Annotated in this window: 14 protein-coding genes and 1 other RNA gene; 5 read left to right on the top strand and 10 right to left on the bottom strand. The window is 62.6% G+C overall.

Features of this window, described 5'->3' with window-relative positions:
* Positions 1 to 50: 50 nt before the first annotated feature.
* The 4 genes from LZK81_RS12355 to LZK81_RS12340 all read right to left on the bottom strand — a co-directional run bounded on the left by LZK81_RS12355 (position 51) and on the right by LZK81_RS12340 (position 5772).
* Positions 51 to 1196: an amidohydrolase gene (locus LZK81_RS12355; RefSeq protein WP_233953475.1), complete on the bottom strand. Its 1146-nt coding sequence runs from the start codon at positions 1194 to 1196 to the stop codon at positions 51 to 53.
* A gap of 82 nt (positions 1197 to 1278) precedes the next feature.
* Positions 1279 to 2280, bottom strand: a complete 1002-nt coding sequence (locus tag LZK81_RS12350) for a zinc-dependent alcohol dehydrogenase family protein (RefSeq protein ID WP_233953474.1) — start codon at positions 2278 to 2280, stop codon at positions 1279 to 1281.
* An 84-nt stretch (positions 2281 to 2364) separates the two neighbouring features.
* Positions 2365 to 3234, bottom strand: a complete 870-nt coding sequence (locus LZK81_RS12345; RefSeq protein ID WP_233953473.1) for a hypothetical protein — start codon at positions 3232 to 3234, stop codon at positions 2365 to 2367.
* 63 nt (positions 3235 to 3297) lie between these two features.
* A complete protein-coding gene (locus tag LZK81_RS12340) occupies positions 3298 to 5772 on the bottom strand; it encodes an ATP-dependent helicase (protein WP_233953472.1) in 2475 nt (824 codons plus the stop codon).
* Positions 5773 to 6049: 277 nt separating this feature from the next.
* Here LZK81_RS12340 and LZK81_RS12335 point away from each other — a divergent pair, with 277 nt between their 5' ends.
* Together LZK81_RS12335 and LZK81_RS12330 are read left to right on the top strand one after the other, a co-directional pair.
* Positions 6050 to 7294, top strand: coding sequence for an efflux RND transporter periplasmic adaptor subunit (locus tag LZK81_RS12335; RefSeq protein WP_233953471.1), 1245 nt, complete (start codon positions 6050 to 6052; stop codon positions 7292 to 7294).
* A complete protein-coding gene (locus LZK81_RS12330) occupies positions 7291 to 10494 on the top strand; it encodes an efflux RND transporter permease subunit (RefSeq protein ID WP_233953470.1) in 3204 nt (1067 codons plus the stop codon). Before LZK81_RS12335 ends, LZK81_RS12330 begins: the two co-directional genes overlap by 4 nt.
* A gap of 91 nt (positions 10495 to 10585) precedes the next feature.
* On the opposite strand, the gene LZK81_RS12325 is transcribed toward LZK81_RS12330, so the two are convergent.
* The gene (locus tag LZK81_RS12325; RefSeq protein WP_233953469.1) at positions 10586 to 11422 is read right to left on the bottom strand and encodes an NAD(P)-dependent oxidoreductase; all 837 of its coding nucleotides are present in this window, start codon (positions 11420 to 11422) and stop codon (positions 10586 to 10588) included.
* Between the two features lie 323 nt (positions 11423 to 11745).
* Here LZK81_RS12325 and LZK81_RS12320 point away from each other — a divergent pair, with 323 nt between their 5' ends.
* The 3 genes from LZK81_RS12320 (at position 11746) to LZK81_RS12310 (ending at position 17900) form a co-directional block, all read left to right on the top strand.
* Positions 11746 to 11949 (top strand): hypothetical protein, encoded by a 204-nt coding sequence (locus tag LZK81_RS12320; RefSeq protein WP_038543470.1) that lies wholly within the window; start codon positions 11746 to 11748, stop codon positions 11947 to 11949.
* A gap of 760 nt (positions 11950 to 12709) precedes the next feature.
* The gene (locus tag LZK81_RS12315; protein WP_233953468.1) at positions 12710 to 14125 is read left to right on the top strand and encodes an FAD-binding oxidoreductase; all 1416 of its coding nucleotides are present in this window, start codon (positions 12710 to 12712) and stop codon (positions 14123 to 14125) included.
* 76 nt (positions 14126 to 14201) lie between these two features.
* Positions 14202 to 17900, top strand: coding sequence for an AsmA family protein (locus tag LZK81_RS12310; protein WP_233953467.1), 3699 nt, complete (start codon positions 14202 to 14204; stop codon positions 17898 to 17900).
* A gap of 16 nt (positions 17901 to 17916) precedes the next feature.
* On the opposite strand, the gene LZK81_RS12305 is transcribed toward LZK81_RS12310, so the two are convergent.
* The 5 genes from LZK81_RS12305 to LZK81_RS12285 form a co-directional block, all read right to left on the bottom strand.
* Entirely contained in the window at positions 17917 to 18138 is a 222-nt protein-coding gene (locus LZK81_RS12305) for a ribbon-helix-helix domain-containing protein (RefSeq protein ID WP_233953466.1), read from the bottom strand.
* Positions 18139 to 18252: 114 nt separating this feature from the next.
* On the bottom strand, positions 18253 to 18447 hold the full coding sequence (locus LZK81_RS12300) for a DUF4169 family protein (RefSeq protein ID WP_046606938.1): 195 nt from the start codon (positions 18445 to 18447) through the stop codon (positions 18253 to 18255).
* Positions 18448 to 18468: 21 nt separating this feature from the next.
* Complete coding sequence (locus LZK81_RS12295) at positions 18469 to 18975, bottom strand: SspB family protein (protein WP_046606939.1); 507 nt, start codon at positions 18973 to 18975, stop codon at positions 18469 to 18471.
* Positions 18976 to 19483: 508 nt separating this feature from the next.
* Positions 19484 to 19844: a transfer-messenger RNA gene (ssrA, locus tag LZK81_RS12290) on the bottom strand.
* Entirely contained in the window at positions 19837 to 20325 is a 489-nt protein-coding gene (locus LZK81_RS12285; protein ID WP_233953465.1) for a hypothetical protein, read from the bottom strand. Before LZK81_RS12285 ends, ssrA begins: the two co-directional genes overlap by 8 nt.
* Positions 20326 to 20399: the final 74 nt, after the last annotated feature.

Below are 20399 nucleotides of genomic sequence, written 5' to 3'. Positions count from 1 at the left end.
CGGGGCTGGATGATGGTGACGCCGCATGAAGGCGTCATCCGTTCAGGACATCAGCCGAGAATATCCCGCGCCACCCGCATGAAGATCTTCGTGCCGATCGGGATCAGGTCATCGGGGAAATCGTAGTTCGGATTGTGCAGGTTCGGCATGTCTTCGCCGGCGCCGAGGAAGAACATTGCCGATTTCGAGACTGTCGCGAACCGTCCGAAATCCTCCGAGCCGCGCATCGCGTCGCCGACATCGTGGGGAACGCCTTCGGCGTCCATCGCCGCCCGCAGCATCTCGGCGGCTTCCGCATGGTTTTCGCAATGGCCGAAGATGTCGTGATAATCCATCTCGCATCGGAGATTGCCAGCTGCCGCGATCTCGCGGACCAGGCCCTCGGCCCTGGTCGTCAGTGCTTCCATCTGGCTGTCGGTCATCGTGCGCAGCGTCACCCAGACTTCGGCATGGCCAGGGGCGATGCCGAATGCGGGTTCGCCGATCGAGGCATGCGTCACCGTTGCCAGCACCATGTCGCCGGTTGCGATCGAGCCCCGGCTGAGAGCGGTCAGCGCCGGCATCAGCGTTGCGACCGCCGGTACCGGCGAGACGCCCGTCTCCGGCATGGAGGCATGCGCCGTGCGCCCGGTCAGCGCGATCCGCAGGCCGCGCGAGGCGCAGTTGACGATCCCGTCCTTCAGCCAGGCATGGCCGAGCGGCAGGCCCGGCATGTTGTGCAGCGAAAAACTGTAATCCGGCACCAGCTCCTTGAATTTCTCGTCGGCGACGACCGCCGCGGCGCCGGCGCCCGTCTCTTCCGCCGGCTGAAAAAGCAGGATGACGCGGCCGCGCTTCGGCCTTTCGCGGCCGAACTGCCGTCCAAGCGCCGCGAGCATGGCCATATGGCCGTCGTGCCCGCACATATGGCCCTTGCCGGAGATTTTCGAGCGATGGTCCGGCGAGCCGACTTCCTCGATCGGCAGCGCATCCAGCTCGGCGCGAAACAGGACGGTCGGACCGGGAAGCCCGCTGTCGTAGACGACCGCGACGCCGGTGCCCCCAAGGCCTGTCACAACCCGGTCGGGCACCGTATCGGCGAGGAACCCTTGCACCTCGGCGGCCGTCGCGATCTCCTCGCTGGAAATCTCCGGCATGGCATGCAGCTTGCGCCGCCAGGCGGTGAGCTCGATGACATCCTGATTGGTGAGAAACATGGAGCCGCTCCCTGATCGCTTGGTCCGGTCCCGAGGTAGCCGGGGCAGGGGCTCTCCGCAAGGAAAACCTCCGCCCGACCGATCACCACTCGATGCCGATCTTGCCGAAATGGCTGCCGCTCATCTCGTAGCGAAAGGCGTCGGCGAGATTTTCGAGCGGAAACACCTTGTCGATCACCGGCCGGACAAGTCCCGTATCGAGCGCCCGGACAAAATCCTGCTGCTGCCGGCGGCTGCCGACCAGAATGCCGGACAACACCGCCTGCTTGCCCATCAGCGCCGCCGTCGGCACCTCGCCGCGCGGGCCGGTCAGCACGCCGATCATGGCGATATGGCCGCCCATCTTCACCGCCTGGATGGACTGTCCGAGCGTCGCCGGACCGCCGACTTCCACCACATGGTCGACGCCGCGGCCGCCGGTCCAGTCGAAAACCTGCTTGCCCCAGTCGGCATGGTCCTTGTAGTTGACCGTAAATTCGGCCCCGAGTTTTCTGGCACGCTCCAGCTTGTCGTCCGATGAGGAGGTGATCGCCACCCGTGCGCCCATCGCCTTGGCGATCTGCAGCGCATAGATCGACACGCCGCCCGTGCCGAGCGCCAGCACCGTCTCGCCGGCCTTCAGCCTGCCGAGCTCGACAAGCGCCCGCCAGGCTGTCAGGCCGGCCGTGGTGATCGTCGCCGCTTCCACGTGGCTGAACCCTGTTGGAGCGAGCGTGAAGGCCGCCGCCGGCCGCACCGCATATTCGGTCGCAAACCCATCGATGCCATCGCCCGGCGTGCGCGAAAAACCGCCCGCCAGCGGCGGACCGTCCTGCCAGTCCGGAAAGAAGCAGGAGACAACATGGTCCCCCGGCTTGAACTCGCTCACTCCTTCGCCGACCTCCTCGACCACGCCGGCCCCATCCGCCATCAGCACCCGCCCATCGGTCGGCGTCCTGCCGCTTGCAACGCTCAAGTCATGGAAATTGATCGAACTCGCATGCAGCGCCACCCGGATCTCGCCACGTCCCGGTTTGCCGGGATCCGGCAGATCGACGAGCTTGATGGCATCGAGGCCGCCAGGGGCCGTGACAATCGCCTTCATGAATTCCTCCCTTGGATTGCAAAATTCTGTTGCGGCTCGGGTAGCTGGAGGTGGGGAGGAATGGCAAGTGCAAGTCGTTGAGTTTTATTTTATATTGATGATCAAGTAGCTCTTTAAGCGACCGTTTTTGCTTTCAAACGTAAGCGCTTCAAACTCTATTTCTGCCTGTGCATCAAATCTGTCTATTGCGTTTGAAGAAAGGCTGCGAACAATTTTGGATATGTTTCTAGGGTTTCTTGCAGAATCCGCTATAGTAAAAGGTATCGGTCTTCCCTCGGATTCTATATATATGCGACCTTTGAAAGTATTTGTGTTGTAACTTGATACTTTCCCCGCTCGATATATCTGGCTATCCGATAAGCGCGTCACATTTATATATTCGTATGTATCGAAATCAAGAGTTGGTCCTGTCTTTTTGACTATTCTGCCGTTATTGCTCTGCCCGATATTTGCGGTTTCGGCAGTTCTAGATTGGGATATTGGTCTATGCAGATCTTTTAGTGAATTTTCGTTTTTTTCGATTAAAGCTTGTAACTTCCCTTCGTCGAGACTTTTAGGAACCACATCTGTTTGTCGGCGATATTCCTCTAATTGCTCGCCAAGTGTTTTATCGAAATCAACATGAAAACCGAGTGCTTCATTTAATACATAGTCATACGTAGAAGTAAAAATATGGCCGAGTACAGAATCTCTAGATGCCACGCCTCCGGATAGTAAAAGCGTTCCCGCAACAACAGCGACTGCTTTCCAGCTTCCTTGCTCAACAGGATAAGAGAGTATCTGGGCTCCCTTTAATGAAGGAGCTTGAGTTATTATCTCGCCATTGATTACAAGATGAGCGGTAAGTGCAAGCGTTCGTTGAAATGCGGAGAAGGCGGCTGCGGCGTCGTAAAAGTCGAGCAAGTTATTGTCCGCAGATGCTCCTTCAAATGACAGAGTAAATTCTAACGCCACCGAATCCCCCGCAAATCACTACCCATGCGAGTATATTAATTCTTTAAATTATTGTAAGGCAATCTAAATCCGCTCCACAAACCCCTCAAGCACCCGCTTCTGCCCGGCCCGATCGAACTCGATCGTCAGCTTGTTGCCCTCGATCGCCGAAATATTGCCGTTACCGAACTTGACGTGGAACACCCGGTCGCCGACCGAGAACTGCGATGGCGTGTTGGCGACGGATTTGGCCACCAGTTCACCATCTATCGTCCGGGTGCGCGGGCCGCTTTCGCCGTAGCCGATGCGTTCCACGGCGTGGCCGGAGCGGGTGCCCCAGTTGTCGCGGGTGGCGTCGGTCTTGTTGGCCTGGGCGCGTTTCCAGCCGGGTGTGGAATAATTGTTGGCGAAGGGCTCGGCCTTGTCGAAACGCGACTGGCCGTAACCGCCGCGCCCGCCATAACCGCCGTAATTGCTGTCTGAGGCCGCGACGTCCACATGGGCTGCCGGCAGTTCGTCGAGGAAGCGCGACGGCATGGTCGATTGCCAGAGGCCGTGAATGCGGCGGTTCGAGACGAACCAGATATGGCAGCGGTGTTTTGCACGCGTCAGGCCGACATAGGCGAGGCGGCGTTCTTCCTCCAGGCCCGAGCGGCCGCCCTCGTCGAGCGCCCGCTGGTGCGGAAACAGGCCTTCCTCCCAGCCGGGCAGGAAGACGGTGTCGAATTCCAGGCCCTTGGCCGAATGCAGCGTCATGATCGAGACGGCATCGAGGTTTTCGTTGTTCTCGGCATCCATGACGAGCGAGACGTGTTCGAGGAAGCCGCGCATGCTCTCGAAGGCTTCCATGGAACGGACCAGTTCCTTGAGGTTTTCCAGCCGTCCCGGCGCTTCCGCCGATTTGTCGTTCTGCCACATGGCGGTATAGCCGCTCTCATCGAGGATCTGCTCGGCAAGCGTGGTGTGAGCCATGTTTTCGAGCAGGCCCTGCCAGCGGCGGAAGTCGGTCACCACGTCGAACAGCGCCTTGCGCGCCTTCGGCTTCATCTCGTCCGTCTCGATGAGGTCGGCGGCGGCCTGCAGCATCGGGATGTCGCGGGCGCGGGCATAGTCGTGCAGGTAGCGCACGGTCGTGTCGCCGAGGCCGCGCTTCGGGGTGTTGATGATCCGCTCGAAGGCGAGGTCGTCGGAGGGCTGGCAGACCATGCGGAAATAGGCCATGGCATCGCGGATCTCGAGCCGCTCGTAGAAGCGCGGGCCGCCGATGACGCGATAGTTGAGGCCCAATGTCACGAACCGGTCTTCGAACTCGCGCATCTGGAAGGAGGCGCGCACGAGGATCGCCATGTCGTTGAGCTTGTGTTTGCCCCGCTGGAGGTTCTCGATCTCCTCGCCGACGGCGCGCGCTTCCTCTTCCGAATCCCAGGCGGCATGCACCACCACCTTTTCGTCGTCGGGATCGGAGCGGTCGGTGAACAGCGTCTTGCCAAGCCGGCCCTCGTTATGGGCGATCAGGTGGCCGGCGGCGCCGAGGATGTGTTCGGTGGAGCGGTAGTTGCGCTCGAGCTTGATCACCTTGGCGCCCGGAAAATCCTTTTCGAAACGCAGGATGTTGTCGACTTCGGCGCCGCGCCAGCCGTAGATCGACTGGTCGTCGTCGCCGACGCAGCAGACGTTCTGGGGAATGTCCTTCGGCCGCTGGGCGAGCAGCCGCAGCCACATATATTGGGCGGTGTTGGTGTCCTGATACTCGTCGACCAGGATATAGCGGAATTTTCCGTGATATTCCTTCAAGAGGTCGGGGTTCTTGCGGAAGATCGCGATCGGGTGCAGCAGAAGATCGCCGAAATCGCAGGCGTTCAGGGTGCGCAGCCGCGCCTGGTAGGCGGCGTAGAGTTCGCGGCCCTTGCCATTGGCAAACGCGCGGGCGTCGCCCTCGGCGATGTCGGGCGGGGTCAGGCCCTTGTTCTTCCAGGTGTCGATCATTCCGGCGAACTGTTTTGCCGGCCAGCGCTTGTCGTCGAGCCCTTCGGCCTGGATCAGCTGCTTGATCAGCCGCACCACGTCGTCGGTGTCGAGGATGGTGAAGTCGGAGCGAAGGCCCGCAAGTTCCGCATGGCGGCGCAGCAGTTTTACGCCGATCGAGTGGAAGGTGCCCATCCACGGCATGCCCTCGACCGCGCCGCCGACCAGAACGCCGACGCGTTCCTTCATCTCGCGCGCCGCCTTGTTGGTGAAGGTGACGGCAAGGATCTGCGAAGGGAAGGCCCGGCCGGTTGCGAGGATGTGGGCGATGCGGGTGGTCAGCACCCGCGTCTTGCCCGTGCCCGCGCCCGCGAGCACGAGGACAGGGCCGTCGAGCGTCTCGACCGCTTCGCGCTGTTCCGGGTTGAGGCCTGCGAGGTAGTCGGGCGCCCGGTGCTGGTCGCGGGCCGCCATGGCGCGCGCGGCGATGCCGAGGCCGCCGTTTCCGGCCGGCTGCGCCAGGGCGGGGGCCTTGCGCTGCGCCTGCTGCGGTTCTTCGTCGAAGAACGGAATGTCGTCGAAACTATTCGTCATGCGGCCAATGTAGTGATTCGGACCTGAAAGACCAGAAAATGTTCTGCTTTCATTCCGACTGTTCACACAAGGCAAGGCCAAATTGTGAAGAGGCCGCCGGTTGCCCACTGCGAAAGAGGCGATTTTAGGAGTATATGTATGCCTCCGATCTAACATATGCGTGAAATTTCGTGAGGTTACATTTTTGTAAGGTTGCCGAACACCCATTGCGTGAGCACCCGCAAAAAAGGATACTCCCGGGCAATATGGCCTCCTGGTGCCGCCATTGGAGAATTGAATGCGGATTTGGAAACAGCTTCTGCTCTGTATCGTAGTCCTGGCCGGAGCGCTCGGCCTGTGGGTCTACCTGGTGCCGAGCGCCGGCGGAACCCTGACCAAGATGGGCGTTCCCGGTGAAGTGATCGCCGCCGTCATTCCGAGAACCGCAGCCCAGCCAGCACCTGCTCCAGCGGGTGGTGCCAACGGCAATGCTGCGGCGCGTCCGCAGGGCGAGGGCGGAGCACAGGGAGCCGCGCAGAATGGGCAGCGCGGGGCAGGCGGCCAGGGTGGCGGCCAAGGCGGCAACCGGGCGACGCTCATCGTCGCCCAGCCGGTCGTGATCGGCACCGTCAACGACCGCCTCTCGGCAATCGGCAGCGGCGAGGCCATCCAGTCGGTCGTCGTCATGCCGCAGGCTTCCGGTACCGTCAACGAGATCATGGTGACGTCGGGCCAGAAGGTCACCAAGGGCCAGGTTCTCGCCCGCCTCGATGACGAAGAGCAGACGATCGAGCGCGACAAGGCGCGGGTGGCGCTGGCCAGCGCCCAGGAAAAATCCGCCTCCTACAAGAACCTGCAGTCGTTCTCGCGCCTCGACGTTTTCGATGCGCAGATTGCCGAACAGGCCGCAAAGCTCGCACTCTCCACCGCCGAACTCAATCTCAGGCGCCGCGATATCGTCGCCCCGATCGACGGAATTGCCGGCATCGTCGCGGTCAATATCGGCGACAACGTCACCACCCAGACCAATGTCGTGACGATCGACGACCGCTCGGCAATTCTGGTCGACTTCTGGGCGCCGGAGCGTTTCGCGGTTGCGATCCAGCCGGGCCAGGCGGTCGAGGCGAGTTCGATTGCCCGTCCGGGCCAGGTCTTTTCCGGCAAGGTCGAGGCGATCGACAACCGCGTCGATCCGGCAAGCCGCACGATGCGCATCCGTGCACGGGTTGAAAATCCTGGCGACGTGCTGCGCGCCGGCATGGCCTTCAACGTCGGCATGCGCTTTGCCGGCGAAAGATATCCGGCGGTCGATCCGCTGGCCATCCAGTGGGACGGCGAAGGTTCGTATGTCTGGCAGGTCAGGGAAAACAAGTCCGTCAAGACCCGGGTGCGCGTCGTCCAGCGCAATCCCGATGCAGTCCTCGTGGGCGCCGAGCTCAAAGAGGGCGACAGGATCGTGACCGAAGGTCTGCAGCGTGTGAGGGAAGGGGCGGCGGTCCGGATCTTGGGCGCGCCGGAAACGGCTGAGGTGGCGCGCCAATGAAGATCGAACTCCCAGGCGTTGGCCATGACGACGAAGGGAAGGCCGAGGCGGAGAAATCCGCGCAGAGCTTTACCGCCCTCTTCGTCCGCCGGCCGATCCTTGCCGCGGTTCTGAACACGCTGCTGGTCGTTGCGGGCCTTGCGGCCCTCGCCGGCGTCGAGGTGCGAGAACTTCCCGACGTCGACCAGCCCGTCATCACGGTGCGTACCAATTACGACGGCGCCTCGCCGCAGACGATGGACCAGGAGGTCACCCAGGTCATCGAAGGCGCCGTCGCGCGCGTCTCCGGCCTCAAGGCTCTGTCGTCGCAGTCGCAGTTCGGCTCCAGCCGCGTGACGATGGAGTTTTCCGACAGCGTCGATCTGTCGGAGGCCGCAAACGACGTGCGCGATGCGGTCGGCCGTGTCGTCAACCAGCTGCCGGACGATGCCGACGAGCCGCGCATCGTCAAGGCGGATGCCGATTCCGACGCCATCATGCGCCTTGCGGTCACATCGTCGAACATGTCGATGGAAGACCTCACCCAGCTCGTCAACAACGAGGTCGTCGACCGGCTCGCCGCCGTCGAAGGCGTGGCCGACGTCGAGCTCTATGGCGACCAGGACAAGGTTTTTCGCGTCGATGTGAACCAGGCCGCCCTGGCCGGCCGCGGCCTGACCGTCGCCGACGTCTCCAAGGCGCTGTCGAGCGCGGCGCTCGACGTTCCGGCCGGCTCGCTGAAGAGCACGACCCAGGATATCGTCGTCCGCGCCACCGCCAACCTCACCACGCCCCAGGATTTCGAAAACGTCCTGATCGGCCCGAATGTCCGCGTCCGCGACGTGGCGACCGTGGCACTCGGTCCGGATGACGGCACCACCGTGCTGCGCGCCAACGGCGTGCAGGGCGTCGGCCTCGGCATCATCCGCCAGGCGCAGTCGAACACGCTCAACATTTCCGAAGGCGTCAAGGCGGCCGTCGCGGAGATGCAGAAGGCCCTGCCGGAAGGCACCCGCATCGCCATCACCGGCGACGACGCGATCTTCATCCAGGGCGCGCTGCACGAGGTCGAGATCGCGTTGATGCTCTCGGCCGCTGTCGTCGTCGTGGTCATCTATCTCTTCCTGCGCGACTGGCGCGCCACGCTGATCCCGGCGATCACCATGCCGGTGGCGCTGATCGGCACGCTGGTGGCGATCTACCTCGTCGGCTTCTCGATCAACATCCTGACCCTGCTCGCCATCGTCCTGGCGACCGGCCTCGTGGTCGACGACGCGATCGTCGTGCTCGAAAACATCGTCCGGCGACGAGCGGAAGGCATGGGGCCGCGCGCCGCCGCCGTGCTCGGCACCCAGGAAGTGTTCTTCGCCGTCATCGCGACCACGGCGACGCTTGCCGCCGTCTTCATTCCGCTGTCCTTCCTGCCGGGCCAGATCGGCGGCCTGTTCAAGGAATTCGGCTTCGTGCTCGCCTTCTCGGTGGCCCTGTCGTCGGTCACCGCCCTGACGCTCTGCCCGATGCTCGCGTCGCGCATGCTGACCAAACCGATGAAGGAGGACCACGGTCTCCTCGGCGCCTTCGGCAACGGGTTCGCCAGGGTCTATGCGTCGTCGCTGAGGTTCTGCCTCAATGCGCCGCTGGTCGTCATCGTCGTGTCGGTGGTCTTCTCGATTGCCGCCTACAATGTCTTCGGCCTGGTCAAGAGCGAGCTGACGCCGCGCGAAGACCGCGCCACGATCATGCTGCGCCTGACGACGCCGCAGGGCGTCAGCCTCGATTATACCCGCGATCAGATGCAGCGTGTCGAAGAGAACCTGAAGTCGCTGCGAGATTCCGGCGAGATCACCAACGTCTTCTCGATCTCGGGTTTCGGCAGCAACACCAATAGCGGCTTCATGGTTCTGACGCTGGCGCCCTGGGGCGAGCGCAGCCGCACGCAGGACCAGATCGCCGCCGACGTCAACGCCGCGGCGCTGAGGGTTCCGGCCCTGCGCGGCTTCACCATGCAGGCGAACAGCCTGAAGATCCGCGGCGCCGGCAACGGCCTGCAGATGGCCCTGGTCGGCAACGACTACGACGTGCTGACCTCGACGGCCCTGAAGCTCGTGTCGCATATGGAAAGCGAGGGCGCCCGGTTCTTCGATACGCCGCGTCTCACCAACGAGCCGACCCAGGCGCAGCTTTCGGTGGCGATCGACCGCGAGCGGGCCTCCGACCTCGGCATCGACATTACCGGCCTGTCGACCGCCATGCAGTCGCTGCTCGAGGGCCGTTCGGTCGTCGACGTCTTCGTCAACGGCGACGCGCTGCCGGTCAAGCTGACCTCGACCACCCGTCCGATCGACGATCCGACCGATCTCGAGAACATCTTCCTCAAGACCGGCGACGGCAAGATCGTGCCGATGTCGACGATCGCGACCTTGAAGGAAGGCGCGGTGGCGCCACAGCTCAACCGCGAGGAACAGCTCGCCTCGGTGTCCATCTCGTCGAACCTGCGCGACGGCGTGGCGCTCGGCGATGCGGTCAGGGAAGTCTCCGCGATCGCCCAGCCGTTCCTGCCGGCGGGCGTCCGCCTGGTTCCGATGGCGGAGGCGAAGACGCTCGGCGAAAACTCCAACGCCATGCTGATGACCTTCGGTTTTGCGATCGCGATCATCTTCCTGGTGCTGGCGGCGCAGTTCGAAAGCGTGCTGTCGTCGATCATCATCATGTCGACCGTGCCGCTCGGTCTTGCCTGCGCCGCCATCGCACTGGTGCTGACCGGATCGAGCCTCAACGTCTACAGCCAGATCGGCCTCGTGCTGCTCGTCGGCGTCATGGCGAAGAACGGCATCCTGATCGTTGAATTCGCCAATCAGCTCCGGGACCGCGGCACCAGCGTGCGCGAGGCGATCGAAACCGCTTGCGCGCTTCGTCTGCGCCCGGTGATGATGACGATGATCGCCACCGTCATCGGCGGCGTACCGCTGCTGCTGGCCCAGGGCGCGGGTGCGGAAGCCCGTATCGCGCTCGGCTGGGTCATCGTCGGCGGCCTCGGCTTTGCGGTCATCGTGACGCTGTTCATCACCCCGGTCGCCTATCTTCTGATTGCCGGCTTCGCCAAGCCGCATATGCACGAGGAAGCGCGGTTCCATGAGGAACTGGCGCATGCCTCGCGCCGCGGGCAAGAGAAGCAGGACAACGAGAAGGAAAAAGAGGAACAGCTGCTCGCCGCCGAGTAATGGGCGGGGAGAAGAGACCTGTCCCTTCCATAGCCGCTGTCCCCGGACCTGATCCGAGGACAGACAAGATAGCGTCGAGATTTTTGACGACCTACCGGCCGAGCAGGTCGTTGAGCTGGCCGGCAAGCGCGCCGCCGCCGGCCCGGTCGTCGGCCATCTTCTGAAACAATCCCGCCATTCCCTTGAAGATCAGCGAGGCCGGATCGTCTTCGCCGAGGAATGCGGCGATCTCCTCCATCTCCGCCACCCAGCGATAGGCTTTCGCATACATGTCCGGAATGGCACTTAAGAGTTTCCGGTCGAGGTCGGGATTGCTTTCGGCCATCTCCCGTCTGAGGCTCTGGTCGGCACCCGATCCGATGGCGGCGAGAAGCATGGCGGTGCCGAGCCCGGTGACGCCCTTGTTGATGCCCGCATAACACATCTTCAGCGCCGAGGCTGCGCCGACGGCCCCTTCGATCCAGCGGACGTGAAGCCCGTGCGCGGCGAGAACGGCGCTTCTGTTCGCCTCGTCCCCGCTGATATAGAGTTTTGGTCCGGCTTTTCCCGGCTGCGGCGGCAGGCCGATGATCGAGCCGTCCAGCACATTCGCCTGGCCGGGCCTGAAAACGGCTGCAACCTCACGCATCGTGTCGGGCGAGATCGCGTTGCAATCGATGAATGTCACCGGGGTCGGGCGCTCTCCGATCGCAGCGGACAGACGTTCCGCAACGCCGATCGCCTGGCCGGGCGGGACGATCGACAGAACGATCTCCGCCCCGACGATGTCTTCAAGCGGGGCGGGCTCCATTCCGGCGGCTCTGGCCCGGTCGTGGCTCTCGGGCGAGCGGCCGTCCAGATAGGTCAGGATCTTGGCGCCGCCGTCCGCCAACTGCCGGCCGATCCCGCTGCCCATCGCACCCGCGCCGATGATTGCAATTGTCGCCATCGCTGATCTCCTGAAACTTGATGAAGGCAGAACCTGTTCTAGCGCATCGATTGGTGACTTGCAGGTGAACTATTTTGCGCCGGGACAAAAAAACTCTCCGTGGCGCGAAGGCCTTGCCGGCGATTCGCGCTCGGCTCCTGGAAACTCGCCCTGCCGGGGGCGCAAGGACTTACCAACACGGGAGGCTCATCGTCGACATCTCGCTGCGGTGGTCGGTTTCGAGACTTCTTGTGATCATAACGGTCATGACCCGGGCCCGTTAAACTTGCGGCAACCTTGTGCATGGCATGGCATATCCCGCCACGCAGCAGAAGGAGAGACGTATGGCGCTGATCGGCTTCAAGAATACTCATAACCAATCGGTATACATCAATCCCGCGCAGGTGCTTTACGTCACGACTTTCGAAGAGGAAGTCACCATCGTCGCTCTTGCGCTCGCCAGCACCGGCGGCAAGCCCACGGCTGTCTATGTCCGCGGCAATGTCGATCAGGTACAGCAGAGGCTGAGCGTGGCCATAGCGGGCTAGTTTCGGCCTCAGGTTTCGCGTCCGGCATCCTCATTTCGGGTTCGTCGGGAAGCGCCGTTGCGGGGATGTCCCAAGCTTTACCCGCCTGTCGGCTCAACGATTTAATTTAATTTTCTACCCCTCTCATCCCCGCCCTCCCGGCCCGTGCCTACAATCCCCTCGTCCCGTCGCGGATACACCGGCAGGCGTGCCGGCGAGGCGGGACCGGCGCCGGGTGGCAGGAAACGACGTAGGTCCTGCCATTCGGGGTTCGCGGAAAATGGTCTCCCTCCGGCGACAACGGGGAGAGATGAAGGAAAACGGACCGAGCCTTCGTCTCTTGAAGCCCGAAAGCGCGCGCCGGACGTGCCTGTGCGGCACACATGGTGGCTGACCGGATGGTGTCGCCGGATTTTTCAAAGTCCGACCGATACCATCGGAGAAACCGGCGGAGATCCATGGATGCCTTGCCGATCAGAATCGGATGGGGCGCCCTGGGTCATACGAACACCGTCCGGAAGAGCCACGGCAGAGGGACCGAAGTCGCGGGCATAAACCGCCGAACGGGGCGCTGAGAGGTGTCACTTATTACTTACCTTACGAGGCCGCTTTCAGCGCCCCGTCCGATCCTCGGGTCCCGCTCTGCTCGCCCGAGGATGACGAAAAGAAACCGGGGATCGCCAAGGCTGGACTCTGCCTGGTTGGATCACCGCTGTTCCGTCTGGACAAAACCCGACCCTTCGCCTAACCAATCCCTTGAAAAGACACGAGGAGAGTGGTCATGGCGGTCAAGGATGTGAAGGCGGGTCTTCGCAACGAAGAGGGCATATCGACGGTCCTCGGCATCCTCAAGCAATCCTTCGGAGAGCGTTTTCAGACCGGCCAGTCGTTTCGCGAGCAGCATGCCCACACGACGACCTATCTGCCGGCGCAATTGCCGGATGGCGTCGTCTTCGTTGAAAGCGCCGGTGACGTCAAAGCCGTGGTCAAGGCCTGCGCCGAGCATCGCGTGCCGGTCGTGCCCTTCGGCGTCGGCTCTTCGCTCGAAGGTCAGGTGAATGCGCCGTCCGGCGGCATCTCGATCGATTTCAGCCGCATGAACAAGGTGCTTCGGGTCAGCCCGGCCGATCTCGACGTAACCGTGGAGCCAGGCATCACCCGGGAGGAACTGAACCGCGAGCTTCGCGACACCGGCCTGTTCTTCCCGATCGATCCCGGCGCCAACGCCTCGGTCGGCGGCATGACCGCGACCCGCGCCTCCGGCACCAACGCGGTGCGCTACGGAACGATGAAGGACAATGTCCTGTCGCTCACCGTCGTCACCGCCGACGGCGAGGAGATCCGCACCGCGCAGCGGGCCCGGAAGTCGTCGGCCGGCTACGATCTGACCCGTCTCTTCGTCGGTTCGGAAGGCACGCTCGGCGTCATCACCTCGGTGACGTTGAAGCTGCAGGGCATTCCGGAAAAGATCGGCGGCGGCGTCTGCGCTTTCCCGAGCGTGAAAGCCGCCTGCGATGCCGTGATCATGACCATCCAGATGGGCATCCCGGTCGCCCGCATCGAGCTGCTGGACGACGTGCAGATGCGGGCCTGCAATGCCTATTCGAAACTCTCCTATCCGGAAAAGCCGACGCTGTTCCTGGAATTCCACGGCACCGAGGAAACGGTGGCGCTGCAGTCGGCGCAGTTTGCCGAGATCGCCACGGAATGCGGCGGCGACGACTTCCTGTGGACGGCCAATGCCGAGGAGCGGGCAAAGCTCTGGAACGCGCGCCACAACGCCTATTGGGCAAGCCGGGCGCTGGCGCCGGAGCTCGACGGCCTGTCGACCGACGTCTGCGTGCCGATCTCGCAGCTTGCCGAATGCGTCGCCGAGACCCAGGCCGATATTGCGGAACAGGGGTTGCTGGCGCCGATCGTCGGCCATGCGGGCGACGGCAATTTCCACGTCCTGGTGCTTTTCGACGGCAAGGACCCGGCCTCGGTCGACAAGGTCGAGGCGTTCATCGCCCGCCTCAATCACCGGGCGCTTGCCATGGACGGCACCTGCACCGGCGAACACGGCGTCGGCCAGGGAAAGATGTCGTTCCTGGAAGAGGAGCTCGGCGGTGCGGTTGGCCTGATGCGGACCATCAAGCAGGGCCTCGATCCGGATAATATCTTCAATCCGGGCAAGATCTTCAGGATTGCCGAATGAGATGCTCCTGCAAGCTTGACTTGCCTGTGAACCCAATGGAACTAGTCTCTTAGGCAAGATCAGGGAGACGGATACCGTGTTCGGACGCATCCTGTTGGCATTCGGCGGATTGGTGGTGGTGGCGCTGTTTACAGCGCTGCTCGCGCCTTTCTTCGTCGACTGGTCGAGCCTGCGCGTCAGCTTCGAGGAACAGGCAAGCCGCATCCTCGGCAAGAAGGTTACCGTCCACGGCAACGTCGATGCACGTATACTGCCGTTTCCCTCAGTCACGCTGCATGACGTACGGGTGGGGGCCGATACGGATGGCCAACCGCTGGTACAGGTAGCGCGGTTTTCGATGGATATGGAGTTGGCGCCCTTCCTCTCGGGCGAGGCGCGCATCTTCGACATGCGCATCGAGGAACCGAAGGCCCGGATCCGGCTGTTGAAGGATGGCTCGCTCGACTGGATGCGCGGCAGCCGTGCCGCGATCCCGGCCCGCACGGTGGTCATCGAGGATGTGCATATCACCGGCGGCGAGATCAACCTGATCGACGAACAGTCCGGGCAGTCGCGGCAGATCACCGGCCTCGCGGGCGATTTTTCCGCCGGTTCGCTGCGCGGTCCCTGGCGCGGCGAAGGCAATGCGGCGCTCGATGGCTATGAGACCCGGTTCAACCTGGCGAGCGGCACGGCGGATGCCGAGGGCAAGCGTGTGCCGATGCGCCTCAGGCTCTGGCCGGATGCGCATCCCGTCGAGATCAATCTCGACGGCGAGCTTACCGTCGCCGACAACAAGCCGGCCTATAACGGCAACTTCACGTTCGACTTCCTGCAGGAGGAAGACGAGACCGAGCCGGTGACGCCGCCGCCGCCCGGGCCGCGCCTCAAGGGAGGGTTCGAGGTCACCAACGAACGCATTCGCGTTCCGCAATACCGGCTGGAAGTCGGGGCGACCGACAACCCTTACGTGGTGACCGGCGAAGCGACGCTCGATACCGGCGACAAGCCTGAATTCCTGCTGACAGCCGACGGCCAGCAGATCGACGTCAATCGGCTGGGCGAGGGGGCGCGGGCCAAGACCGGCCGCGATGCCGCCGCTTCGGCGCAGCGCCGCATCAACAATTTCATCCGGCTGGCCGCTTCCATCCCCATTCCGCAGGTGCCCGGCCGCGCCAGCCTCAGGCTGCCGGCGATCGTCGCCAACGACACGACAATACGCGATATCAGGCTCGACATACGGCCTGCCGGGCGTGGCTGGACGGTCGACAACGTGGTGGCCACCCTGCCGGGCCGCACGCAGCTGGAGGCCAAGGGCAGCCTCGTGCTTCGCGACCGGACGTCCTTCGTCGGCGACATGCTGGTCGCCTCCAGCCAGCCGTCCGGACTTTCCGACTGGCTTTCGGGCCGGGTGGCGCCCGAGCTGCGCCAGCTCCGCTCCGCCGGATTTTCGGCAAAGGTCAACCTGACGCCGGACCTGCAGAGGTTCGACAACCTCGAACTGGCGGTCGGTCCGGCGACGCTCAAGGGCCGTCTCGAGCGCCAGTCCGCACAGGGGCAGACGCCCAATCTTTCGATGAGCCTTGCCGGCAACGAGATCGATATCGATGCCATGCGGGCGCTCGCCTCGCTGATGACGGGCGACGATGCGGGCCAGGACGTGCTCGACCATCGGGTTGCCGCGACGCTGAAGGCCGACCGGTTCACCGCCTTCGGGGTTGCCGCCAACAATGTCGACACAGCCTTCACCCTGGCCGGCGGCGCGCTATCGCTGGAGCGCCTGACGATCGGCAATGTCGAAGGTGCCACGGTTTCGGCACGAGGTCGCATAGAAGGCTCGCTGCTGGCCTATTCGGGCAATGGCAGCCTCACCTTCCGTTCCGCCGATCCGACGGCTTTCCTGACCATGCTGCGCGATCGGCTGCCTGCGCATCCGGCTTTGGCCCGGCTTGCTGCAAACGGCGCCTGGTTCGCCAACACCGATCTCGGCGCCAGCCTGACCGTCGGCGGCGACCTGAACGGCGTGGAGGTCGTCCTCAAGGGCAAGACCAACGGCAGCGCGGTCAATGCCGCCCTGAAGCTTCCAGGCCTCTTCGACCTGACGGCCGGCATCGACATGACGCTCCTTGCGTCGCTCGACAATCCCGATCCGATGGTTCTCCTGGGGCAGGCCGGTCTCGATCCCCTGCCTTTCGAGGGGGACGGCGCGGGTGAACTGCTGCTCAACGTCCACCAGGGTCCGGATGCTGCCGCAAAGGCTGCGCTGACGTTCACGACCGAAAAGACCTCGCTGGACATCAACGGCGATATCCGGGTCGGCAGTGAGGGCTTTGGCGAGGGGAGCGGTCACGTCACGCTCAGAAGCGCGAATCTGGAACCTTATCTGCTGATGAACGGCATCGGCCTGCCGCAGTTCGGCACCGGCATGCCGGTCACGCTCGACGCGGATTTCAGCATGACGCCGGAGGCGATGAAAATCGCCGCCCTTAAAGGTGCGGCGGACGGCAATGCGATCAGCGGCGACATCGCCATCGACCGCAAGGCGCCGGGCATGCCGGCCACCGGCTCGCTCAGCGTCGACAGCCTCGATCTTGCCTGGCTCGGGGAGGCGATCTACGGGCCGGTCAGCGATCCACAGAGCGGGGCGTTTTCCTCCAAGCCCTTTGCCCGGCCGATCTTCTCGGGCGCGGATGTCGCTCTCGACGTCAAGGCGCGAAGGTTCGATGCCGGCGTTTTCGGCAATATCGATGATTTTGCAGCCAGGGTCACCCATCGCAGCGGCGGTATCACCATCGAGAACGGTGCGGGCAACTGGCAGGGCGGCCGGCTCGCCGGCCGGCTGCTGATGTCGAACGGTGACGGAACAGGACTTCTGCAGGCCCGGATTTCGGCTGAGAACGCCGACCTCGCGCCGCTCGTCTGGAAGGCCGGCGGCAAGCCGGTCGCCAGCGGCAAGCTGGATTTCAGCATGTCCGCCGAATCGACCGGCAAGACCTTGGCCGATCTCCTCGGTGCAACGAGCGGTTCGGCCGAATTACGGCTGAAGGGCCTGAGCGTCGCCGGCATCAATCTCGATGCGATGAAGCCCTTGATGGCCGGGGTCGACAAGCTTGGCGGCGAGGTGACGGAGGCGAGGGTCCGGCCGATCGCAACCGGCTTGCTGCATCAGGGAAATGCGGTGGTCGGCAACGTGACCATCCCCGTGACGATCACGGCCGGCGAAGCACGGGCGCAGAATGTCGCAGCCGGCGTCGGCACCACGAAGCTGTCGGGCGAGGGGCGCTTCGATCTGCTGGATGACAGTCTGAGCGCAAATCTGGCGGTCACCTACGATGCCGGCGAGGAAGCGCTGGCCGGCGGCGATCCGACCATCCGCCTCGAGTATTCGGGGGATCTCGCCGCACCCACCAAGCGGATCGATATCGCGGCGATGACGAATTTCCTGTCGCAGCGCGCCTTCGAGCAGCAGCGGCGGCGTGTCGAGACGCTGCAGGCGAGCGTGCTCGAAAAGCAGCGTCTTCGCCGCGAGGTGGCGCTCTATAATTTCCAGGCGATCGAGCGGCAGGCGGCCCGCGACAAGGCGGCGGCCGAAGAGCGCGCCCGCCAGCAGGCAGCCGAGGCGGAACGCCAGCGTCAGGCGGTGGAGGCGGCGGCGCGTGCGGCGGAAGAGGTGCGTCAGCGTCAGATCAGCCAGCCGCCGCAGCTCATCGTGCCGCCGACCGACGGCGCGATCCGCCAGAATTTTCCCTCCCCCGGCATTTCCAATATGCCGAGCCTGCCAGGGGTGCAGCAGTAGCTGCCCCACGGAGGTGTCAGTTTCCGTTCGTTGAAGACTTGACCCACGTCAGCACATGGACGCGCAACGCCGACGAGAGATTGCTGGCGGCGTCCCTTTGATCGTCGATCTCGGCGATCAGGGTTGCCAGGCTGATATCGCGTTTTGCAGCGATCGCCTTCAATTCGACCCAGAACTCGTCCTCGAGGGAAAAACTGGTGCGATGACCGTGAAGGGTCGCGGAATGTTTGCGGATCACGAAACTCTCCGGACCTTCGGAACAAGCTCGCTTATTCAGACTGTGGTACTTCCGGCGTCAAGCCGACCGGCTCAAGTCTGGTTAGCGGATCGTTAATATGCACCGGACGGAAAGTCAGTCGTCCTTGCCGGGCTTTTCCAGGTGGCCCTGGTCGAGCCCCTTCTCCGCCTTGTCGTTGCGTGCCTTGGTCAGCGATTTTTCGGCCTTGGTACGGCCGAAGGTGAGGCGGTTCTGTTCCGCCTCCCTTTCCTTTTCGAGCCGTTCCTTGGCTTTGCGGAACTGGCGAAGGTTGACGATTTCGGCGCTCATGGCTGACGCGCCTCCCGGCGCTTACTGCTTCTTGCGGAAGGAATCGAGCGAGATGACGGAGCCGGGCTTCTTCTCTTCGCCGGGCTTGGCTTCGGTGTCGGTGGACTTTGAAATGGCTTCTACGGGGATGGCCGTGATTTCGGCGGTGGTGTTCTCGTCCTCGTCGGCGAGCGGCACTTCGAATTCAAGCTCGAAATTCACCGAGGGATCGTAGAAACCGCGAATGGCGTTGAAGGGGACGACTAGGCGTTCCGGCGTGTCGGAGAAGGAAAGGCCCACTTCGAACTGGGTATCGGAGACCTTGAGGTCCCAAAACTGGTGCTGGACGACGATGGTCATCTGTTCCGCATATTTCGCCTTGAGGTGTTGCGAGATGCGCACGCCCGGGGCGCCGGTCAGGAAGGTGATGAAGAAATGATGGTCACCCGGCAGACGGCCCGTGGCCGCAACCTCGGTCAAAACCTTACGGATGACGCCGCGCAACGCGTCCTGCGCCAGAATATCGTAACGGATGTGGTCCTGCCCCATACGGTCCTGTCTTTCCATTCTCTCGTCTTTTAGTCAGACGCGTTATGCCATGCCGGCCCGGCGCGGGGAAGCCCCGACGAGCATCCGAGTCAGTTCCATAGTATTCGACTGGGGAGCGAAGGTGAAGGCTTCTGTTGCCAGGTGCCTTCGGACCCCGCCTTAAAGTGCTACCTCTAAGGACTTAGTTCGGATTTCCCGCACCGCCATTAGGCAGCGAGAGCATAACCCTTAGCGTTGTTGTCGTTTGCAACTACACTTTTTGACCCGATAACGGTGGTATCATGCCGAGCAAAAGTTCGATCTTTAAGCCCTTGTCGATCCTATTTCGCCCCCATCAAAAGCCGGTCCGCAAGGTTTCCATGCGACCGACCGGTTTTTGGTGGAGGCGCCGGGTACTGAAGACATAGGTGAGCATGAACAAGTGAGTTCACAAACCGAGCATGCGAAATCAGTAGGTTAGTCGTTGCGTATGTCGACGCATTGAGTTGACTAAAAAGGCTTTAGAGAAGGTGGAGGTTTCTGTTGCCAGGTACCTCCGAACCCCGCCTTAGAGCGCTAACAATAAGGACTTAGGTCGGATTTCCCGCACCGCCATTAGGCAGCGAGAGCATAACCCTTAGCGTTGTTGTCGTTTGCAACTACACTTTTTGACCCGATAACGGTGGTATCATGCCGAGCACAGCTTTTGTCTTTCAACACCAGTCGATCCCATGTCGCCCCCATTCACCGATGAAACGACCATCGAGTTGGTTGGTGGAGGCGGGGGCGTCGAAGCCCCGTCCTGTATGCCTATTGCACAAAAGGTTTAGCACCATTTCTCCTTGCGGAGCACTTTATAGATAGGCTACGGGCGGATCGTTTTCAAGGAGATTTCTGGGGGGCTTTTTGATCTCTGTTGATGTAGACAACGGTTTCCAAAGACTTCTTGCGCAGCTCGCGGATCGTCCGTTGCAGTTCACGGATACGTGACGCGTAGAAATGAACCCGATCTCCCATTTTCTCTAAGCGTTCCTGATAATCGGCAATCTCACTGTTTAAACCGTCGATAATTGCCTCTTGGGAAGGTGGGGTAGAAGGGATCAACATCCCCAGGTTTGCTCGCCAATCTATGACTTCCTTTTTCCGCTGTCGATGTGCCTCGCTATCGAGAAAGCGGTGATTTAATCCCGCTCTATCCTCCAAGAGCATCTTAAGAGTAACAGCTTCCGGCTTAAGGACGCCTGCGATTATATCCTTTTCTATTGCCCGCTTTGCCTGATCGAGCTTCACCAACGCCTCGGCCGTGCGATTGGCGGCGTCTTGCTTCAGTGCGTCCGGAATGCCTGTCTTTACTGCTTTTCGGCGAACCATAGCTTCAGGGTCTCATTCGCATTGAGGGCTTCATCAAGCAGGGGCCGGAGTCCGGGCCAGGCGCTGACCCGGTC

The sequence above is a fragment of the Neorhizobium galegae genome, from assembly GCF_021391675.1.
Lineage (GTDB): Bacteria > Pseudomonadota > Alphaproteobacteria > Rhizobiales > Rhizobiaceae > Neorhizobium > Neorhizobium galegae_B.
Note: the sequence above shows the minus strand (reverse complement) of the source record. Positions and strands in the feature narration are given on the sequence as shown.